The sequence below is a fragment of the Rhizobium sp. BK181 genome (assembly GCF_014193305.1).
In the GTDB taxonomy this organism is placed as follows: Bacteria; Pseudomonadota; Alphaproteobacteria; order Rhizobiales; family Rhizobiaceae; genus Rhizobium.
In genome coordinates this window covers 1-19320 of record NZ_JACHZA010000025.1, presented here as the reverse complement: position 1 = coordinate 19320, position 19320 = coordinate 1, and the positions used below count along the sequence as shown (strand labels likewise).

The following is a 19320-nucleotide window of genomic DNA, read 5'->3' as shown; positions in this document are numbered from 1 at the left end:
GATACCGAAATTTCGTCGATCAAGCTGTGCCTCTATCAGATCTTCGATAGGGGGAACGCGCCAGCCAAGAGCCGCCGCACAGGACCGGCTGCCTGACGCGTGATAATGTCACATGCCGAAAGTTTTGCGTCGGACTGCGCTGATCTCCAACAAGTCGACTTGAGCTTAGGCTGGCTTTCCAAGCCGTCCTTGCAAGTTCAAACTCGAAAACACGGCATGGGACGCATTACCGCCCTTCAATCGATGGTTTGTGCGTCGTTCGTCTGTTGAGAAGAAAGCCCTATCCTCGTTGAACCGACGGATTCCGTAAGGTGCCGTGGTTCCAGGAGCCAACGGCCGGTTCCAGAAAGCCTCATTCTCCCGAGGCGGGTCTCTTCCTTGATCACCGCGTCCGTGCTGAGCCGCACAGTTGCTCGGGTTTTCCTGCAAGCCGAGGGCGAAAATTCTGTGTCGTGGCGAACGCGCTACTGCGAGGAGCCCGCGTCTCGGTGTCGAAACGCGGGCCAGCCGACGGAGGGGTATTGCCGGCGCTGTCAGCTGTTGCTGAAGCTGACACGAGTTGTACGGAGGTAGCGACGTTTGGATCAAAAAGACTTTCGCAGACGGTGACCCGCTTCTTGCTTTCCAATATTTTGTGGGCTCCAAAACACTGCTTCGGATTTTTCTCTCATCGTCGAAGGCGTACGGCTAAGCCGCAGTGCTGTCTTGTAGAGGTCAATTTTCAAGGGGCCGCCAGTGCGACGCCAGGAGACCGTAACTTGAGCAGGGACTGCATAGCAGGCCCAAATTGCAATCTGGCGTCGCCCGACACGTGCGATAAGACTGCCTTTGAGAACCCCGAAGCGACCACTAGCAGGAGCAGCGATTCGTGACGGCGTCGCGCCAGAAACGGACGAGCACGAAACATACTGGCGCTGCGTAGCTCGGTCGTGGTCGCCAAGAATCTGGGGATCCCCACAGTCCCTAACGATAGGACAGGATGCCGTGCAATCCGGTGATCTTGCATTGGGGCTCGCACGTCTTCTTCGTCACCGCATCCCCCCAAAACAGATAATCCCCGACCGGGAAGCCCGGTCGGGGAGGCGCGCTCGACCCCTCAGGAGACGCCGTTGAAGTCGCTGGCCGTCAGGTTGTGGTTGCCCTTCAGCATCAGCGTGAAGTCGGCATCGGTGTTGCTGTCGACATTGCCGTGGATCACCGTGAACTCGTCGCCGTTCAACACTTCATGGGTCACCACCACCTGGCCGGCCGCCGTCAGCGCACCACCAGAGGCCAGCGTGAAGTGCTGCACCCCATCCATCCCGCTGTTGGCGTCGATCGCCGCAAAGTCGATCTTGTCGCCGGGCTGGAAGCCGTAGATCGTGTCGCCGTCGGCAGCCCCTGCCGACAGGAAGCGGAAGGTGTCGTTGCCGAGCCCGCCGTCCATGACGTTGACCGCAGCCGTGGCCGTGATCGTGTCGTGGCCGGAACCGGTGATGACGTTCTCGAAGCCGTAGACGATATCCGTCCCGGTGCTGCCGCCCGACACCTGGCCACGCTGCATGAAGCCGTTGCCAAGGTCGACCGTCAGGTTCGCCGTCGCCACCGCATAGTCCAGCGTGTCGTTGCCGTAGCCGCCCCAGTACTGGTCGTCGCCGTCACCGGCAGAGGCGATCACCGTGTCGTCGCCGTCACCAGCCCAGACCTGATCCTCGCCGGCACCGCCCTCGATGAAGTCGAAGCCCGCTTCGCCATGGATCATGTCCTTGCCGGCATTGCCGAACAGCATGTCGTCGCCGGCCCCGCCATGCAGCTCGTCGTCGCCGGCCCCGCCGGTGACGCTGTCGTTGCCGTCACCGGCCGTCACCACGTCGTCGCCGTCCTCGCCGCGCAGGATGTCATTGCCCGCATCGCCGGCAACGATATCCCCACCACCACCGGCAAGGATCGTATCGGCACCAGCCGCACCAATCAGAACATCCCCAGCAACAGTCCCGATCAATGTCCGTGCCGCGACAGGAAGCGGATCCGAACCGCCGTCACCGGAGCCATCGTCATCGCTGCCGCCCTGGTTTTGGCCATCATCGTCACCGCCGCCGTTGCCGCCACCGTCGCCATCAGTCTGGCCGTCGTCATCGCCGCTGTCGTCTCCACCGCCAGTATCGTCGTCGCCGCCGTTGTTCTGGCCACCATTGCCGCCATCATCGCCGCCCTGGTCCTGACCGTCGTCATCGCCACCATCCTGGCCATCGTCGCCACCACCGCCATTCTGGCCGTCGTCGCCCCCTCCACCCTGGTTCTGGCCATCGTCGTTTCCGCCGTCATCGCCGCCTTGGTTCTGACCATCACCGCCACCGCCCGTCTGGCCGCCAGTGCCTCCATCCGCACCGCCGCCACCGTTGGCCGGGGTAACTTCGAACGTGGGCACGCCAGCACTCGGGAAAGTGATCGAATGCGTGCCGTTCGACATGGTGGTCATGCCATTCGCTGTCGTCGACTGGTAGTCGGCGAGGGTCGATCCGGCTGCGAGTCGGATGATGTCCTGTGGGCGCAACGTTCCGACGATCGTGTCGTGACCGCCATTCGAGGTGAAGACGATGCGGTGTGCCGATGTCAGCGCACTGATGTCGACCGTATCGTCACCGGTCGAGCCGTTGATGTGAACCGTGTTGAGGTTCAGGCTCGTCCCAACGAAATTGCCGATCAATTGTACGGTATCGCCATTGGCGGTTCCGGGTGTCGGCGTCGTCGTCACCGTCGTCGTATTGATACGGATCTCCTCGATCTCGGTGAGTTCGGCGATTACGCTCGTCTGCGGGCCTCCAATGAGTGGTTGAACGGTACGTGTGATAATGATCTCCGCTGCGTTGGCAGCAGCAACGACACCGGCGGTCACCGCTGCATCGTGGGTATAGATCCGGAAGGTCTCGGTCGATGCCGCGCCGTTGATGACGAACGTATCGCCTACGGTTCCTTCCGTTCCGCCGTTGATGACATCGCGGCCGTCGGTCGCAATATCGAAGCCCAACAGGCTCGTGGCGCTCCAGCTAATCGTGTCGTCGCCAGCGCCGCCCGTTATGGTATCGTTGCCGGCACCACCGTTGAGGGCATCGTTGTCATTGCCACCGTCGAGCGTGTCCGCACCGGCGCCGCCATTCAGCGTGTCGTTGCCGTTGCCGCCGTTCAGCGTATCGTTGCCGCCGCTGCCGTTGAGGACATCGTTGCCATCATTGCCATTCAGGATGTCCGGACCTCCGCGACCGTTCAGCAGGTTTGGACCCGTAGTGCCGTTGAGCGTTTCAACCGCAACGTTGGCGTTGTTGCCGACCCGCGCCGTCATCACCGAAGTCACGGTCTCTGCCGTACCACCCTGATCGGTGTAGTCGACAGTGACGCGTACCAACTGTCCGGCCCGCGCAGCAGGAACGGTGAAGCTTTGCGTCGTCGCCAGCGTCGCAGACCATGTCAGGCCGTCGTCGGTCGACGCCTGCCACCGGAAGCTGAAAGCGCCAAGGCCGTTCGGGTCGGCAATGCCGGTGGTGTCGGCGGTCAGCACGTTCTCGGCGCCTGTAATCGTCGGCGCGCCGGTCGGCGGACGATTGACGATCAGGACATCGCGGTCGGTGAAGCGCAGCGTCTCGATGTTCCACAGCTTGTCGATGCCGTCATCGCCGTTTGTGACATCGGTGTCCGTGACCGTCCAGCTTCCGTCGAGATTGTGCTGCCAAGTATAGCCCGACGATGCGCCAAAGTAGATGGAGACGTCATTGGCGGTATTGTCGGTGTCGCCATCAAGGATTTCCCTGATCGCCTCGAGCTGGCCTGGGTTGAGCGTGCGGTCCAGCATTGCCTGCGACATTGTCTTTCCGCCCGCAATGAAGATTGGGCTGCCGTCCGGATTGAACAGAAGATTTCCTGCTGCATCGACGGCATTGATCTTCATCGCCATGCCATCCGATGTGCCGATGACCGCGCCGGTGCCGTCCTTGTTGGCGTGGACCAGGATGCGAACGTTCAGCCAGGAATCACCATCGATGATGTCATTGCCGGCACGGCCAGTGATCCGGTCGCTGCCGCCGCCGCCGAGAATGATGTTTGCGCCGGTGCTGGTGTTGAGGCGAATGCCCGGATGGGTAACGCCGAACTCGTCGACATCGCCATCATCGATGCCGTTCAGCAGAGCAGAAAGGCCGCGAATGCGATCGACCCCTTCTTGGGTCAGCGCGCTGTCGAAGATCGTGCCACCTATGATTTCCGCCCCACCGGCCCCGACGGCACCGAGAGGCTCGTCGCTGCCCCAGAGCTGGTCATCGAACTTCCAGCCGGAAAGACCTTCGGTGGAGTCGAAGCGGTCGCGAAGCGTCAGGTCTTGCTGGATGTCGAAACCATTGATCGCGGGGATGCCGTTCGCCGCAATCCCGAGCGCCAGATCGGAGTGAGCGGGATTGGGATCGAACTTGTGGACACCCCAGTCGAAGCCCAGCATACCATTGTTGCGCTGGATGCCGGGACCTTCGAACATGATGTCGTCGCCGGATTCACCGTCATAGTCGGTATCGTTGTTCTGGCCGTTCAGGATGTCGTGGCCGATGATCGTCGAGTTGAAGAACAACTGCGAATTCTCGCCCGAAAGCGTGTCGAAACCATCGCCGCCTTCGATCCAGTCATCGCCTTCGTTGCCCATCAGACCTTCGTTGCCGATGCCACCGAGAACGAAGTCGTTGTCACGACCGGCAAACACCTCGCTGCCGTCGGTGCCAGCCAGGATGAAATCCTGACCCTCGCCTCCGAATATCGTGTTGAGGCCGGCCCCTGCGCTGACAACGTCATTACCGGCGTCGCCGCGCAGGAAGTTGTCGCCGAAGGGGTCGACAATGATGTCGTCGCCGTCACCACCAAAGACCTGGTCGGATTCCGTCTGCGCGTTCAGGTAGTCGTCGCCGCCGTCACCCCAAAGTGTGTCGATGCCGCGGTCGCCGATCAGCGTGTCGTTGCCTTCCGTGCCACCGAGGACGACGTGCTCGCCGCCGCTGAAGCGCAGATAGCCACCGTCACCTTGCCCGTCGCCATCCACGTCTGCCCCGGGATTGATGCGCGTAACCTTGGGGTCGATCGCCTGAAGGATGTCACTGTCCTGCATCGGGTCGGCAGAACCTCCCGCCTGGAAGATCGCGTGCCCAGACGGATCCAGAACAAGATTGGTTATCTGCTTGATCGTTGGATCGAGTTCGAGAATGAGGTCCGGGGTATCGAACAATGTGCCCGGCAGGTGCGAAGAATGCGTGTCGCCGAGATCGGTGTTGCGCATGACGAGCGCCGCGAAGGTATTGGGCTCCAGTTCGTTCAGCAGGTTCAGACCCTGCAGACGGCTGAGGTAGTAAAGCCGGTCGCCATTCTGCAGCTTCTCCATCTGGTTTTCGAAGACATAGTTGAAGGTCGAGCCAAGCATGCCGCCGAACTCGGTCTTGCGCTCGGCCAAGCCACCGATCCAGAGATCGACGAGGTTGAGACCAGACTCCACGCCTGCCCATGCACCGGTACTGTTGAGGAAGGCGATGCGATCGGCAATGTTGGCACCGACGACGGTTCGATCGTCGGCGGTCGTGGTTGGATCGCCCTGAATGGTTTCGGTCGAGCCAAGCACCAGCGCCATTGCGACGGCCCGCTTGCCTTCCAGGGTCGTCTCTGCAAGCAGAAGCTGATGCGTGCCGTATGCAGCGATGAAGTTGACGATCGACAGCGGGTTCTTGAGATTCTGGGCATAGGCCAACCAGTTGTCGTAAGGCTTGAGATCGACGTTGCCGCTGTCGTGATAGAAGCCTGCACGGGCCACATTGAATGCCGGTACCCCCGTATCCCGGCCGCGGGCAAGGTTCAGCGCGGCAAGATCAAGCGGCAAGCCGAGTAGCCGATTGCGCAGGGTATCGACAACAAACTCGTCGATCTCGTTGCCTGCCTGGCGTGTCATGCCGCGAATGATCGCACCGCTGGCTTCAAAGGCCGTGATGCCGCTGGCTTCGAACGCCTGCGGGTTAAGGAACCCGTCGAAGAGCGCGATGTCATCGGCATTCATATTGATATCGAGCCGATCGATTGTGTCGGTCAGCATCGAGTGGCCGAAACGATAGACGACGTGCGCGAACTCGGCGACGATTGCAGGATTGATATCCGGGGTGTTGGTGAAGACGAATGGATTGACCGCCGGCTGGACCTTACGGGCGAACTCCTCGAAGACGAGGTGCTGGTACTCCATCTCTGTGACGAATTTCGCCGATTGGAAAAGGCGTTCGCCATCCCAGACGAGTGATGCGGCGCTTGCGGGTGTTGGCAGGCTCGAGATTTGATGGTTTTTGTCGAGCCACTGGTTGATGAAGGCGAGGTCGCCGGATGCGAGGATCGTCTGCTTGTTGGCATCGACAAGCCGATTGTGCTCGGAGTGGAAGATATTGTGAACGGCAGTCAGGCCGATGTTCTCGTTGCCGCGGCCGTCACCGGTCACGAAGTGCGCGTCGAGCATCTCGTTGTCGTATGTCAGCGGATCATTGTCGTCGACGGTCAGGCTGTCGAGGTCAGCCGTCTGTCGGACCGGCGGGGTCGCAGGGTTGTGATCGGCATCAACGAAGACTGGTTCTGCGTGGTGAGCGATGTCGTTCAGGAACGCGTGACCAGTACGCAGTGCGGTCGGCGGTATGACAAGCCCTGCCGCGGTGCCCTCCAGAAGCCAGTTTGTCGGGTGCGTCGCATCTGGCGGCATCACCAATTGGGCAAACCCGTTCGGCCCGCGGACGAACTCACCGTAGGGGTCGGTTGCAAGCAGCGGCACGTTAAGGACGTCGTAGTCATCGAGAATGAGGCCAAGCATGGCTTTCGCCTGAGCCTTGGTATCCGCCCAGGTGGCAATGCCACCATGCGCACCGTCCAGGAGTTTCCCTGTCGAGACAGCGTGCGAGTCGAGAGTTCCGTCGCCGTCCGAGTCAACCGAGAAGGCATACTGGCGCAGGAAAACCTGGTGCGATGGATGGGAGGTGTATGTCTGGTTCTGATCCACCCAAGGTGTCGTGGTGTTAATCGTTTCGTGATGCGTGTCGTCGGCCGTGCCCATGATGCCGTCGGCGCCGGGGCCATCGACCTGGGTGCTGCGGGTGAGCGCCATGAAGTTGGGCGCACCGGGCGTTGGGTCATAAAGCGGATCGTCCGGCTGCAGCGGCACGAAAACGGTACCGTTGCTACCCTTTGTGATCAGGTCGAGGCCATGGTCGAAGAACTGGCCAAAGAAGGTCATCCAGCCGTTGAACTGCGGCGAGAGCCCAACGTCCGGCGACTGGTTTGGAATGTTCGACAGGTCTGCATTCGTCAACTCGACATCGTTGGGATTAACCGCCTCGCCGGGTGCGACCGGGTTCATTCCGGGGTGGGCCTCTTCCCAGGCAGCGACTGACAACGGGTTGGCAAACCAGGCAGCGATTGCCGCCGGGTTCGTTACCGTCATGTCGACGATCAGGTTGCTGATCGTGCGCGGATCGGCGTCGACGACGCTTCCGGTCGAACCATAGTCGGTGTTGGTCAATACCGGCGCAGGGGGTGGCCCGAGCGGCAGGCTGTCTCCATCCTGATCATTGAGGAAATTCGGATCCAGCAAACGCGGCAGTATCTGGTCGGCAGCGCCGACGAACTGGCCACCCGGCAACAGGTTGTTGTTGCTGCCATCGACATGGCGCAGACCCCACGGAAGGATTGCCGCATTCGGCCCGATGATCGATTGAAGGCTCTCCCCGCCAACTTCGCGCTCGGCGATGATGATCTGCTTCAGGATATAAGCGAGGTCGTCCTGGTTGACGGTGAAATTCGGGTTCTGCGTAGCCATGTCGTTACCTCCCGAAGAAAACGCCGCCCCGCCGGAAGGGACACCTGTCCTTTCCGCTGTATATGGGCTGGCATAGTTGACTGTCGGAAGTTGTACCCGTCTTGTAGAACTGTTCCAGAGAACAAGGTCTGAGGATTAATACGACCAATAGGACGCTTACTTTTCGCCACCTAAGTCGCAAGGCGTTTCGACGGAAGTCTGGAACGCTGTCGGACTAAAGTCCATGAGCTGAGATATCGCCCATTTACCTGAAAATATTGCGATTTTATCGCCGGTTTCGTCACCGCGTTCAGTTTTTTGTCAGCTTGGTCTGATCTACTGGGCGATCTCGTAATGCCGCTTGGCGGGGCAAGCTGCGCACGAAGACAACATGGGTCACGTCCTTAGCTAGATCACCAGTTTGTGGAGACAGCATTTATATTCGTCGTCTCTTCACGCTTTCGCTCCTGGCTTAACACAGGAGCGGGAGGGGGCTGCGGCCCATCCCCAAAGTGGCCGCAGCCTCACGTGCTGCATTTTCTTCTCAGTGGACGTGAGGGGCCTTTGGACAGCCAACGGTCTCCAGCAAGCGCTCACACGGAAGGTAACGGCATCAGGTCAATGTCTGGGCTGGTTCCCAGGCCTACAATGTAGGTTGTCGTCTTTTCGAATGGCTGCGATGCTGACATGAGAGGGTGAAGCAGCAGGCAGGCTTTCGGCCCCTCAAGAAAGCGCGTCTAAATATATTGCCATGCCATTGATCCCTCCTTGGCATCGCAATTAGGGCCAAGGCGGGCGGACTGGGATGATCTAATGCGTAAGTTGATGATCATTACGTTTTGCTGCCTATCCAGCGGTGCTCACGGGGCAGACCAGGCGACTGTGAAAGATGTAGTCGGGTGGGCCAGGGATGGCAACCAGGAGTTTGTGGCGCTTCTTACGGGGGTCGGTCGCGGCGTCGAGGGGGCGAACATGACAATAGGGTTTAAGCAGCGGGAGCTGACGCTCTATTGTCAGCCAAATATCGCGATCACCGGAGATCAGTACCTTCGGATTATCGGAACTCACATTGAACGGCACCCGGAGCGCGGCAATCTTGAACCGGCCCTGATCGGCATTGTAATGACGATGGCCCTGATCGAAGCCTTTCCGTGCAAATAAGCCGCGTAAATGCAACGTGCCTTGTTCATCGGCGAGTTTTGGTGCAACCCGGTCCATACGAGCGCTGCCTTCGGTGCGCAGGCTGGGGCGTCGGTCTTCGAACCGGGCCCTGCGCGGAACTCCTCGAACGGAGGCTCTCTTCAGTTGCGCGCGATATCATTTTTTGAAGGCCAGTAAAAAAAGAACCCCGCGAGCTTGCGGGGTCAGGAGGTGAACATCGAAATGCGCCCAAAGGCCAGAGCGCAGCTGGAGAATAGCTAACGCGCTCCAAGACTGCAAATCTTACTTTGCCACGCTCGGCCCAATCATGGTCGGGCGCGACCAGAAGCCGCACTTTCAGCAAGGCAAGGGGTCTCCTATCTCCAAAGCGTGAGCAAAAAGTACTTCATTGCTGTTGCCGGGTTTGTCGGGCTTGCCTGCGTGTTGCTTGTGACAATCTCCATGCTCGGCCATACGGTGGCAATGCCGCCCGTCTAGTCGTCTTCCCTGATATGAGGCACTTGGACGAAGACACACAGCGCACCACTCTTAAAATCTTTGCCTTCAGCAAGATTTTGTAATGAGGTCGACTTGCTCTCGTCGAGGCCGTTACACGATCCATTTGAAGCAAGCACTTGATCATCCGGAAGATCAGGGGATGAAGCGCGGCTGTCGGATTCAAGCCGTCTGGTTTCAGCCGCTATCTCGGCCAAAGACTGTTCATCGAAGCTAAGCTCTGCTGCCAGGACATGGGCAAGCAAATGCAGGAGTTTTCTGACAGCGAGCGGAGCGGTGGGGGCTTGCCAGCTGATCAATTCTTTCCTTGTCGTCTGTTCATCTGCGAGGGCAGCCGGAAAGGAAAGCAGGGCCTCGTCGCATCGGGACAAGCGCTTTTTGGAGTCGATCACCTGAATTGTCGATCGCGCATGTGCCATAACGCGTCGGACCATCTCGGTCTCCATGTTTTCGTCTTCCATGACTGTCTCCCTGAAGCAAAGAACGGCCCCAAGCGCAGTGCGAAAGGAGCGTCCGGCTGACGTTACTTAAAACGGGATAGCCAACGACGTTGCCGGTGGTATAAATCAGCGCGTGAACGTGGATGGATGCATGACGACAAGGACTGACGCGTACATTGCCGAAACGGGACTTGAGGCGACAACTGATGCCAAGGTCGAACGCCCCGTGTACCGGCGCCCTGGCTTTGAGGGGATCCCAAGTTCAAAGGAGATGGACGAAAGCATTGCCAAATCGTTGCGGGCATTCCGCATCGAAAAGGACCTATCGAGGGCGGAGCTGGCGCTCCTTCTCGGATCAATCGAAGCGGTCTACGGCAGGTACGAACGGGCCATCACCAAGCTCCATGCGACGCAGGTTCTGCACCTTTGCGAAGTGCTCGAAATTTTTCCCGACGATTTATTGTACGACGCGGCTCCGCATCTTTGGGGGCGAACCAAAGAGGAAGCTGACGAGCGCCGTCGCATCACGAAGATGATACAGTCCCTCCCGCCCGACACCTTGCGAACGGTGGCAACAATCCTCGACTCGATCTTTGCCCTGCAGCAGAAGTAGCCGAATTTCAGCTTTCACGTCGTAAGGAGGGTCGGACGAGCGAGTAGCGGTGCGGTTCGCCGCCTAGCAGGGCGCGTCAGAAACTGCCTGCCGATCGGTCCACCTTCCGCTTTCGGGGGATAGACTGATCGGGCGCGGAGCCATTCGAACGAAAACCGGCATCAGGGCTCGTTCGAAAAGGTGGCAAGCAGCGAGATGAACTTCGGTCGCATCTTTTTCGGTATCGTCATGAAGGCGTCGACAAGCCGCTGTCCCTCTTCGGTCGCGACGAAGTCTTCCCGCAACGCCGCTTTTCTTTCCAGTTCGGCGCAGTCTATCCTGATCGGCCTGCTGAGGGTCTCGAAGAAGTAGGCGACAGGAACATCCAGGACCTGGGCCAGGGAGTATAGTGCCGAGGAGCTTACACGGTTTGAACCTCGCTCATATTTCTGGATTTGCTGGAAGGAGACGCCGACAGCGGCACCGAGCGCCGTTTGTGAAATGCGCAATTGCTGCCGGCGCTTCTTGATTCTTTTGCCGACCTCAACGTCAACGAGATGAAGCCCGTCGGTGATCGTTAACGATGCCGGATCTTTGAAGGTGGAACTGATCGAGACATTCTGCTGCATGAAAACGCTCCCGCTGGCCAGCATGATGCTGGCTTGAGAAGCCGGGGAGTTGGAAATGCTGTTGGTACCAGCCCTCATGGATTTTAGCGCAAGCGCCTCTTGTATATTCCACGAGCTCCCCGACTCACTAGATCGCGAAGATTACGCTTTCTGCGTTTTACCAAATGAGGATTCCACGCCTCAAGGCGATAACCGCCTAGGTTGCAGACTAGCAAGATATTTCACGTTTGCAAAGAACTTTAAGACAACGTCTTAACATTTCCGAGCTCAAGCTAATGCTCCACCGGATCCTTCTCTGCCGCCAGCATGACCATCCTCAGCAGATAGCGAAGGAAGAGCATGTCTTCGTTTCCAGGATAGGTCTGGCAGATTTCCTCCGTCAGGCCCAAAAGCTTGGCGGCATCCGTGCGGACTGTCGCGAAGGCCAGGCGGCGCGCAGTCGGAGCATCGATGAGCGGTTTATCGCGCCGAGCCACAAGACACCCCCGTCTATCCGCTGTGCACCAGACCGCTCCGGCTTCTTGTTCTCAAGCAGAGGACTTCTCCGACGATGCCGTAGTCTTTGTAGTGACGTGAGAGAAGGTCTTCGGGAAGGATCGAGTAGGCAACCTCTACCCGGTGTCCCTGGAGCGTGACATCGGCAAGCACCTGAACAGGATAGCCTCGTTGGCGCATCATCATGACGAGAGCGGGGTAGGTCAGAAAAAGAATTGCCTTCGCCCCCATACGGACGAGGCATTCAAGGACACCCGTCATCAAGAGATCGGAGGCAGCTATTCCGTTGATGAAGGGAGCATTGAGTGCGGTGGCGCACCTGCTCCACTCGAATATATCAGGTCCGGAAGGAAGGCTCCCGGGTGCCAGCTGACTGTAATCTCGGGCAAAGTGGGGTGCCGTGGTTGGAAGGAGGCGCGAATAGCCGATCACTTCCTTCTTGTGCACGAGCACAGCGTGCACAATATCCGGCCTGTCGTACTGGTCCCTCTCTCGCCGGTCTCGACGCCGCAGTTCGTTCCATTCCATCTGTTCAACGAAACGGCGGTGCCGGAACGACCACACCTTTTCCATCAGCAATGGATCGTCATCTTCATAGAGGATGGTGAGCATGTTTGAACCCCGCGTGCATATTTTGAGCATGCAACCGGGGATACCAAAAATCTATCCGTAAAATGTCGTATTTTTTAACGCTGCAAACCGCGGCGAAAGGATTCCGCGATCAACTGTGCCCGGTTGGATACCCCGAGCTTCTGCTGCAGGTTTCGGATGTGTTGCTGAACGGTGCGCTGCGAGCGAAAGGTAATGCTGCCAATTTCCCTGTCGGTCTTGCCTGCTGCGCACAGGGTCAGGCACTCACTCTCGCTTCGGGTGATCTGCAGATCATCTCGCAGACAAGGCTCCGGAGGGGTGTTGAGATCCATGATACGCCGGTGGGTAGTCTCGGCGACAAACTGTAGAAGGGCCACTTCCGATGCCGCCACCGGGACACGCCTTCCCGCGACCGAGAAAAGGCCAGCGAGCCCGGAGCGAGAATGAAGCGGAATGGTCAGGCCATCGAGCATCCCGAAGTCACGGGCTTCATCCATAATACGCTTCGGGCGCCCTGAAAGATGGCCGGCCCGCACCGACTGGGACCAGACAGACGGCCGTGCTGTTGCTCGGACGAGGCTGACGACGGGATCGGCGTGAAAATAATTGTTCTGAAGATAACGGTTGAGCCAGCCGTCGGGCCAACGCTGCCAGACGAGAGAGTCCAGTCGCTCATGGGCTAGTGGAAGAAAAGCCATTGCGAAATAATCGATCCCAAGCTGATGGCTCACCTTCTCCATCGTGCCAAAGATTTGCTGCAGGTCAGCCGGCTCTTCGCAACCGACCAGGAACTCATACAATACATCGGAGACTAACGCGCTCATCGGGGTCCTCCAACAAGGGCAGCATATCCGCCAGGCTGCACTTCATCAGGATGCATCCTCTGTTTGTATTGTCACAAAATCTTCACGTTGAAAAGCGGCTGGTCCGCGCAGGGCATCGAGTACGGCCGTGCAAGGTATCAGTTTCCTGCGCAACGAAGGCGGAGGCATTCCGAACCTCGTGGGGCTGCCTTTGGACCGGCGATCGTGAATCGCTCTCACCGACGGCTGATTGTCGCCGCGCAAGCATATCTTCGCGACAGTCCGTACGTTTTCAAGGCAACTGCGATACCATTCGAGGGTACCTTGCCAATGGGACTAATCCGGGTTTGGTGCGAAAAGCTCCGTCAGAATGAGCCCTCGAGGCACCATGCATGCAGTGTTCAAGCGACACCAGATCGACATCTGCGCGCCCACAGATAAGCTCATCGAGCGCACTGGAAACCAGCTCTTTGACGTTCGAGGATGCATGCGAGGGGTATTTTCTTGGTTGGACGATCGCAAGCGTGGCGACTGGTCTCGGGTACCGCTAAAAAACGGTTTTTGTTGAGGTCTTTAAATGTGCCGTGATCACTCACGCCGTTCACCTGCGAAAGTCAGGGGACTGAGCCAAGTCGCCCAGGCGACCGACATTCCGACAGACCAAACGGCCGTCGAGAGGCCGATGATTGTCATAAGATCGCTGAACGCCTTCTCGGTGTCTGTTGAGGCAATTGTCAGCTCGGCCTCAGGGTCGGCATCATCGGTTTGCTGTGCCGGCTTTGCGTGGCCATCTTGGGATTGTTTTACTTGTGGTCCAGCGCTTCGGACGACAACGAGAGGCGGGGTTTTATCGGACATGCTTGATTCCTTGATTGTGCTCGACAGCTGAACGAATGACCGGAAAAGGCATCGCATCAATGAGCTTGGCCTTCCGGCAACGATAGTTCCAGCACCAGTGAGGTGACCGCCACCTCTTCGACGTCTCGCAGTCTGTCATGTACGTTCTCGGGGCCGGCAATCATCGCTGCGATGGCAGTCGCCTTTACGCGATGGCCGTAATCCGAGACATAGCCCTGGAGAAAAACGTTTCGACCGACCATACTTACCGCGATGGACGAGGCTTCCAGCTCTGGTTCCGCAGACATGGCTGTCCGTACACGGGCGAGCTGATCGTGGGCGAGGAATTCCAGTTCGACGTTCATGTCAAGCTCCTTGTGATGCCAAGAGAACAGCGCAAAGCTGATTTGGTTCACAGGGCGGGACTTAGGTCCTAGATGCGGACGATCCCAATCATTCGGCTGCGCGAATGAGGGCCGCTCGGGCATTGCGACTAAAGTCCTGCGGACCCCGGACTGAGGTCCGTGGTCTGGAACATTACTCGGTTCATGAATGTTTGCACCGCCGGCGGAATAGTCCGCTCAAAAGGAGGAAAACATCATGAAGCTTCGAACAGTAGGTATCGCAACCGCGGTCGTCATGGCATCGGGCGTAGCGTTCGCACAATCGGCGATGGCACCCGAGAAGGTGATCACCTTTGTGCAGAAGGCTCCGGCCCCCAAGGAACGCATTGTGGTCAAGGAGAAGGTCGTCGTCGGCCAGCCGCTTCCCGACACCGTCGTCGTGACGCCTATCCCTGACGAGACAGGCTACGCCTACGCTATCGTCAACGACGAGCGCGTGATCGTGGAACCCTCCAGCCGCAAGGTGATCCAGGTCATCCAGTAACAACCAACCGTCGAACTTGGGGGGCGCTCACCATCATTCGAAGCGCTGGACTATTCCGAAAGGTTGGCTGATGCAGGTCTGAAGCCGTCCCAGGCCGCCGAACGCGAGGCCTGGGAAGAGGCTGGCATCAAGGGAAGATCAACGAGAAGGTTTTCGGGCATTACGCTTATGCGAAGTTTCTCAAGGGTAGCGAGAGCGTTACCCAGTCGTCGGCGTCTATCTGCTCGAGGTTAGACGCGAGCGCCCGCGGTTTCCCGAACGAGGCGAGCGGGAACGGGCGTGGCGGCACCCGAGAGAGGCGGCGGTCCTGGTGAAAGAGCCGGAACTGGAGAGCTTGATCACCAGGGTGGGGCGAAAGGCGAGAGCATAGGTTTCCGTCCAAGCTCGCCGGTTCGATGCCAAGGCTAGGCCTTTTTGGGGTGTCGAACAAAAGACCGTCGACGAAGCTCGCAACGTCCAGAGGCTTTTGATGAAAGGGGACGTCAGCGTATTCGGTTGGAATGACCTGCCGATCGGCCGATCGCCTTGACCTTCGCGGCGACACGACCAGCGTTGTGGACATAGTGACCTGGACTTTGTGGGATGATTGGCGTTTGCAAAAATTCCGGCTTCGATTGCAACGATTGTGACGCTTAGGACCTTGGTCCGTTGGCAGGTATGGTTCATCGACCTACAATTGCCCTTAGTCCGAGCGTTCGGATACGGGCGCTGGCGGCGGCGACGACGTGCTGATCTGTCGGTGCTCCAATGCTGGCTGCCGGAACGTGAGACTGGCAAAAGGCCTGATAATCGGGGCGTGCGTTGAGTAAGTCTTTTGACGAAATGACGGTCATCGAGAGACAAAAGGCGTTTGGCCGTCTGATTTGTCTCCTTCACAGGATGCGCCAAGATGCGGCAGATCAAGGAAGCGAACACCTGGTCAGGGCGTTGGACGAAATGCTCCACGCGGTCCGCGGTGCGTTGCCGTTGCTCCTAGAGGGTGATGGAAATCTAGCTGCGGATGTGATGAAGCAGGCAATTAAGCTCATCTTCGCCAACGCAAAGGTCGATAGCTCCGCCACCAATAGTACCCTTCACTGAATTTTCCACCTGATGTTATTGGGCGCAGGCTTTCACCAACGCCAACAACTGCGACCTAACTTTTCTCTGCGATTTGACAGGCCTTGGCAGTCTGCCGTGTCCCGAGCACGAAGGGCCGCGAAATCCAAAACTCAATAGACGCCCGGGTGACCCTGCAGGAGTCGTAGGAGGGGCTCTATCCTCGGATCGACTACCTCATAGTATGCCAAGCGCCCAACCTTTCGACGAGACAGGACATTCGCAGTTCGAAGCTGAGCCAAATGCTGGGAGACCATCGCCTGCGGGATGCCAAGAGTTTCCTGGATATCACCAACGGTCCTCGCTCCATCCAACAGACACACCAAGATCAAGACTCGTGTCGGATGCGCTATCAGTTTGAGTAGTGTGTTATCTCTCTCGCGGTTTGAGTTGAAGTTCGCCCAAGATCATTCATTGCTGCGGCTCGAAATTCCAGATTTTTATGTACGGTCCCCCGCAGATAAGATCATTCGCTAGAAATCAATAGTGTAATTATTATTTTTGCCATAACGAATCGGGGCTTTGTTCAGATTCATTTTGTGGCATCGGCTGATACTTGTGCTCTGGGCGGCAAGCGCCCCAAGCGATTGCGAGTGATGGTCAGGTAATTTTCGGTCGTAGCCTTCCGATGGCGGAGACAATAGCGATGTCTGAAGTGTCCCTTAGACGTGAAAAGAGAAGCCCGGCGCTTGGGCCGGGCTCTCGTGCACGCTTCGTCGTGTCAGTCCTGACGGAACGAGTTGTTCTGTCCGGTCTGAGACTGTCCAACACTATTCTGGGACTGTGATTGACGGCTGCGTCCGTCATCGATCTCGACTTCCGTCTTGCGTACGGTGTCATCGATCGTCTTTGTCTGCTCGGACGCGGTCTTGCGAATGCCGATCTCCTCGACCACGCGAGCTTCCTTCTGCACGACAGCTTCTTCGTGATGTTCCTCGGCGGAAATTGTCCGGTCCCGGAAGGCGTCGTCAGCGTCACTCACCGGACGATCAACGATTCGGCGCTCGATCTCGACGTTTTCCTCATGGAGGCGGACGTCTTCCTGCACAGGCTCCTCGACCGTATAGGCTCGAACACGAACGGAACCGTGGTTCACGTCACGCTTGCCGACGCGAAGATTTTCCTCAACGACTGGAATGCTCTGGTCGCGGTCACCGGCATCAAAGGCATCCTCGCGGGATGCGTTCGCTTGTGGCACGACGCGGTCGAGATCGTCATTGAACTTTCGCTGTTCAGAAAGGCCGGAGCCCGCACTAGTCCCGCGTTCATTGGCTGCGTTCCGGTCGTAGGTGGAAGTGCCATAGGCCTCGCTTGATCGAGCCTGCCAGCCTTCGCTACGCCATTGGTCAGCTCTCTCGTCGATGTCGATTGAACCCTCGTCATCAAGAATATCGTGGGCCGTTTCGTAGTTTGCATCGTCTACCTGAACCGAAACCAGAAATCCGCCGCGGCGAAGGCCTTCGGCATAAGTAGCGCGATCTTCATCTGGAAAGAACCAGTCCTCAAGTTTTGCCCAGAAGCCGGATCGGTCGTCGCTTGCCACGTTTGCGCGGTCGTTATCGCTTTCGTATCCGGAAAGGAAACGAATGGAATCGTCACCAATTCCAGCGTCTTTCAGGCGCGAAATAGCGTCCTCCGCTTCCGACCGTGTGTCGAAGAATGCCGACAGTGTGCTGTAGGAAGAGCCCGGTACGGATGCAGGGGCGTTCTCGTTGTACAGGTTAGCCACGATATTTCTCCTTGGTGTGCTTGTCTTTCGATGTGCGCTCGACCGTCGCTTGCTGCTTCCGCAGGTCAGCCTCTACGCGTTGGGATTGGAAGGCGGTCGTGCGACGGAGGTGAATTTCCTCGACGAGGAACAGCCGCTTGACGATGCGTTCCTCGAAGACCGGGACTATGGTGGTGTCGCCTTCCGTCCGGACTTCGGGAAGGTCGTCCACGAAACGATCGATCCGGACGCGCTCGACCTCTACGTCGTCTCGGCGAAGATCGAGTAGCAGGTCCTCGTGAACCTTGCATGTCCTCGTCCGAACCTCGACGCTACCGTCAATGATGAGCTCCTTGTCGACCGAGAGCTTCTCCTCGATGACCTGCAGGTTGCGTTTGTTTCCGTGCATCTGTTCACCTTCCGGGAGCCAAACGAAGACGATTCCGGATGGTTCCGTATTTGATCACCGAGGTTCAGGATGGTCTTTGATCGTACATTCGGTGCTGAATTATATGTTCAGACGATGGAGACTATTGAGCAGCACACGCCGGTCGGTACGGCAACGGCCACAACGTGTTCTTGGTCGCATGTGAACTCGGTCTCGGGGGATCATCGCCAAGCGGAAGCAACTTTTCGGAATGAGGTGGGAAAACGCAGGCAGAGGATCTCTGAAGCCCGAACGGCGGCGGCGAGAAGCTATGAGAAGCCGCCGCAGAGTATCTCGTTAGGCCGACGCAGCAGTCTCCTGAACGTGCCAAGCGACGGTAAGAGTTGCCTACGCAAAAGCCGAGGCGGCGTCCCCGCCGAAAAAGCATGCGAGCCGTAATGGCGGGTGTCGATCAGCGGCTGGTCGTCGTCGAAATTGCCGTTGCTGGCCGCGTTGTAAGAATTCAGGCTCCGTCCGCCGCCGCGCGTTCCGAGCGCCGTGGCGACCTCACCGAACTTTATGAAGCCCTTCCACTGCGCGTGATGCCCTATTGCCATGACGCCTACTCCGAATCACTTCGTCGCGAATCAAAGACGTCTCAGGGTGATTCGTTCCGACACGAAACGAATCATTTGGTCGTGTCCCGCCGAATGGTGTAGGTCGGCCGTAGCGAAGCCGCTCGTGAGCGCGTTCTAAATTGCGCCGTAGCGAGCGAGCGGCGAAAGCGGCGGTCATCGAAGTTCTCCGGTAAAGTCGGGTTGCTCACACCAACCTGATTGGAAGGAACCACCGATGACCGATGTCATGATGAACCTGCGCACGCTCGTAGAGAAGACCCCCGACGCCGATATTTTGCGTGAGATGATCGGCTTTGCCGCTGAACGCCTAATGGAGATGGAGGTTGGGGCCTCCACCGGTGCCGCGTATGGCGAGAAGAACCCGTTGCGCATGGCTCAGCGCAACGGCTATCGCGACCGGGACTGGGAGACACGGGCCGGCACCGTCGAGTTGCGTATCCCCAAGCTCAGGAAGGGCACCTACTACCCGTCGTTCCTGGAGCCACGGCGCATGGCCGAGAAGGCGCTGACAGCCGTCATTCAGGAGGCTTACATCCAGGGCATCTCGACCCGCTCGGTCGACGACCTGGTTAAGGCAATGGGCATGAGCGGTGTCTCCAAGAGTCAGGTCAGTCGACTGTGTGAGGAGATCGACGGCAAAGTGAAGGCCTTCCTGGACCGACCGATCGAAGGCGACTGGCCATACCTCTGGGTCGACGGTGCGCCGTGCGGCGCGGGAGGTGCGCATGAGTTAGCGTGATCTCTCAAGCTTGCCGA

16 protein-coding genes and 2 pseudogenes are annotated in these 19320 nt (G+C 58.4%); 6 read left to right on the top strand and 12 right to left on the bottom strand.

The window, feature by feature from the left end; genetic code table 11:
• Positions 1–1096: 1096 nt before the first annotated feature.
• Positions 1097–7843 (bottom strand): peroxidase family protein, encoded by a 6747-nt coding sequence (locus FHT77_RS28685; RefSeq protein WP_183758732.1) that lies wholly within the window; start codon positions 7841–7843, stop codon positions 1097–1099.
• A 792-nt stretch (positions 7844–8635) separates the two neighbouring features.
• Here FHT77_RS28685 and FHT77_RS28680 point away from each other — a divergent pair.
• Positions 8636–8983 carry a hypothetical protein gene (locus tag FHT77_RS28680; RefSeq protein ID WP_183758730.1) on the top strand — a complete coding sequence of 116 codons (348 nt, stop codon included), beginning with the start codon at positions 8636–8638 and terminating at the stop codon, positions 8981–8983.
• 473 nt (positions 8984–9456) lie between these two features.
• Here FHT77_RS28680 and FHT77_RS28675 read toward each other — a convergent pair whose 3' ends face one another.
• On the bottom strand, positions 9457–9939 hold the full coding sequence (locus FHT77_RS28675; protein WP_183758728.1) for a hypothetical protein: 483 nt from the start codon (positions 9937–9939) through the stop codon (positions 9457–9459).
• Positions 9940–10069: 130 nt separating this feature from the next.
• Between FHT77_RS28675 and FHT77_RS28670 the strand changes: the two genes are divergently transcribed.
• Entirely contained in the window at positions 10070–10531 is a 462-nt protein-coding gene (locus FHT77_RS28670) for a helix-turn-helix domain-containing protein (RefSeq protein WP_183758726.1), read from the top strand.
• 161 nt (positions 10532–10692) lie between these two features.
• Here FHT77_RS28670 and FHT77_RS28665 read toward each other — a convergent pair whose 3' ends face one another.
• The 6 genes from FHT77_RS28665 to FHT77_RS28640 form a co-directional block, all read right to left on the bottom strand.
• A complete protein-coding gene (locus FHT77_RS28665; RefSeq protein ID WP_183758724.1) occupies positions 10693–11139 on the bottom strand; it encodes a helix-turn-helix domain-containing protein in 447 nt (148 codons plus the stop codon).
• Positions 11140–11411: 272 nt separating this feature from the next.
• Entirely contained in the window at positions 11412–11615 is a 204-nt protein-coding gene (locus FHT77_RS28660; RefSeq protein WP_183758722.1) for a hypothetical protein, read from the bottom strand.
• A 13-nt stretch (positions 11616–11628) separates the two neighbouring features.
• Positions 11629–12246, bottom strand: a complete 618-nt coding sequence (locus FHT77_RS28655) for an acyl-homoserine-lactone synthase (RefSeq protein ID WP_183758720.1) — start codon at positions 12244–12246, stop codon at positions 11629–11631.
• A gap of 74 nt (positions 12247–12320) precedes the next feature.
• Complete coding sequence (locus FHT77_RS28650) at positions 12321–13049, bottom strand: helix-turn-helix transcriptional regulator (RefSeq protein WP_183758718.1); 729 nt, start codon at positions 13047–13049, stop codon at positions 12321–12323.
• A gap of 567 nt (positions 13050–13616) precedes the next feature.
• Positions 13617–13886 (bottom strand): hypothetical protein, encoded by a 270-nt coding sequence (locus FHT77_RS28645; protein ID WP_183758716.1) that lies wholly within the window; start codon positions 13884–13886, stop codon positions 13617–13619.
• Between the two features lie 56 nt (positions 13887–13942).
• A complete protein-coding gene (locus tag FHT77_RS28640; protein WP_183758715.1) occupies positions 13943–14230 on the bottom strand; it encodes a BON domain-containing protein in 288 nt (95 codons plus the stop codon).
• A gap of 313 nt (positions 14231–14543) precedes the next feature.
• On the opposite strand from FHT77_RS28640, the pseudogene FHT77_RS28635 reads away from it, so the two are divergent.
• The 3 genes and pseudogenes from FHT77_RS28635 to FHT77_RS28625 all read left to right on the top strand — a co-directional run.
• A pseudogene (locus FHT77_RS28635) lies at positions 14544–14753 on the top strand (DUF1236 domain-containing protein); the annotation flags it as partial.
• A 63-nt stretch (positions 14754–14816) separates the two neighbouring features.
• Positions 14817–14987, top strand: a complete 171-nt coding sequence (locus tag FHT77_RS31770; RefSeq protein WP_246720212.1) for an NUDIX domain-containing protein — start codon at positions 14817–14819, stop codon at positions 14985–14987.
• Between the two features lie 567 nt (positions 14988–15554).
• Positions 15555–15833 carry a hypothetical protein gene (locus tag FHT77_RS28625; protein WP_183758711.1) on the top strand — a complete coding sequence of 93 codons (279 nt, stop codon included), beginning with the start codon at positions 15555–15557 and terminating at the stop codon, positions 15831–15833.
• 131 nt (positions 15834–15964) lie between these two features.
• Here the strand turns inward: FHT77_RS28625 and FHT77_RS32360 are convergent, their stop codons facing one another.
• The 4 genes from FHT77_RS32360 to FHT77_RS28605 all read right to left on the bottom strand — a co-directional run bounded on the left by FHT77_RS32360 (position 15965) and on the right by FHT77_RS28605 (position 18543).
• Entirely contained in the window at positions 15965–16207 is a 243-nt protein-coding gene (locus FHT77_RS32360; RefSeq protein WP_409527475.1) for an ArsR/SmtB family transcription factor, read from the bottom strand.
• Positions 16208–16572: 365 nt separating this feature from the next.
• Complete coding sequence (locus tag FHT77_RS28615; RefSeq protein WP_312859787.1) at positions 16573–17580, bottom strand: YsnF/AvaK domain-containing protein; 1008 nt, start codon at positions 17578–17580, stop codon at positions 16573–16575.
• On the bottom strand, positions 17573–17968 hold the full coding sequence (locus tag FHT77_RS28610) for a DUF2382 domain-containing protein (RefSeq protein WP_183758707.1): 396 nt from the start codon (positions 17966–17968) through the stop codon (positions 17573–17575). Before FHT77_RS28610 ends, FHT77_RS28615 begins: the two co-directional genes overlap by 8 nt.
• A 287-nt stretch (positions 17969–18255) precedes the next feature.
• Positions 18256–18543, bottom strand: a complete 288-nt coding sequence (locus FHT77_RS28605; RefSeq protein WP_183758827.1) for a hypothetical protein — start codon at positions 18541–18543, stop codon at positions 18256–18258.
• A 235-nt stretch (positions 18544–18778) separates the two neighbouring features.
• Between FHT77_RS28605 and FHT77_RS28600 the strand changes: the two are divergent.
• A pseudogene (locus tag FHT77_RS28600) lies at positions 18779–19261 on the top strand (transposase); the annotation flags it as partial.
• Between the last annotated feature and the right edge of the window lie 59 nt (positions 19262–19320).

Bases quoted from the DNA above. Each gene is read 5' to 3' on its own strand.
- FHT77_RS28650 (WP_183758718.1), bottom strand. From the start codon at position 13,049: ATGAGCGCGTTAGTCTCCGATGTATTGTATGAGTTCCTGGTCGGTTGC.
- FHT77_RS28670 (WP_183758726.1), top strand. From the start codon at position 10,070: ATGACGACAAGGACTGACGCGTACATTGCCGAAACGGGACTTGAGGCG.
- FHT77_RS28675 (WP_183758728.1), bottom strand. From the start codon at position 9,939: ATGGAAGACGAAAACATGGAGACCGAGATGGTCCGACGCGTTATGGCA.
- FHT77_RS28655 (WP_183758720.1), bottom strand. From the start codon at position 12,246: ATGCTCACCATCCTCTATGAAGATGACGATCCATTGCTGATGGAAAAG.
- FHT77_RS28680 (WP_183758730.1), top strand. From the start codon at position 8,636: ATGCGTAAGTTGATGATCATTACGTTTTGCTGCCTATCCAGCGGTGCT.
- FHT77_RS28685 (WP_183758732.1), bottom strand. From the start codon at position 7,843: ATGGCTACGCAGAACCCGAATTTCACCGTCAACCAGGACGACCTCGCT.
- FHT77_RS28645 (WP_183758716.1), bottom strand. From the start codon at position 13,886: ATGTCCGATAAAACCCCGCCTCTCGTTGTCGTCCGAAGCGCTGGACCA.
- FHT77_RS28610 (WP_183758707.1), bottom strand. From the start codon at position 17,968: ATGCACGGAAACAAACGCAACCTGCAGGTCATCGAGGAGAAGCTCTCG.
- FHT77_RS28640 (WP_183758715.1), bottom strand. From the start codon at position 14,230: ATGAACGTCGAACTGGAATTCCTCGCCCACGATCAGCTCGCCCGTGTA.
- FHT77_RS28605 (WP_183758827.1), bottom strand. From the start codon at position 18,543: ATGGCAATAGGGCATCACGCGCAGTGGAAGGGCTTCATAAAGTTCGGT.
- FHT77_RS28665 (WP_183758724.1), bottom strand. From the start codon at position 11,139: ATGCAGCAGAATGTCTCGATCAGTTCCACCTTCAAAGATCCGGCATCG.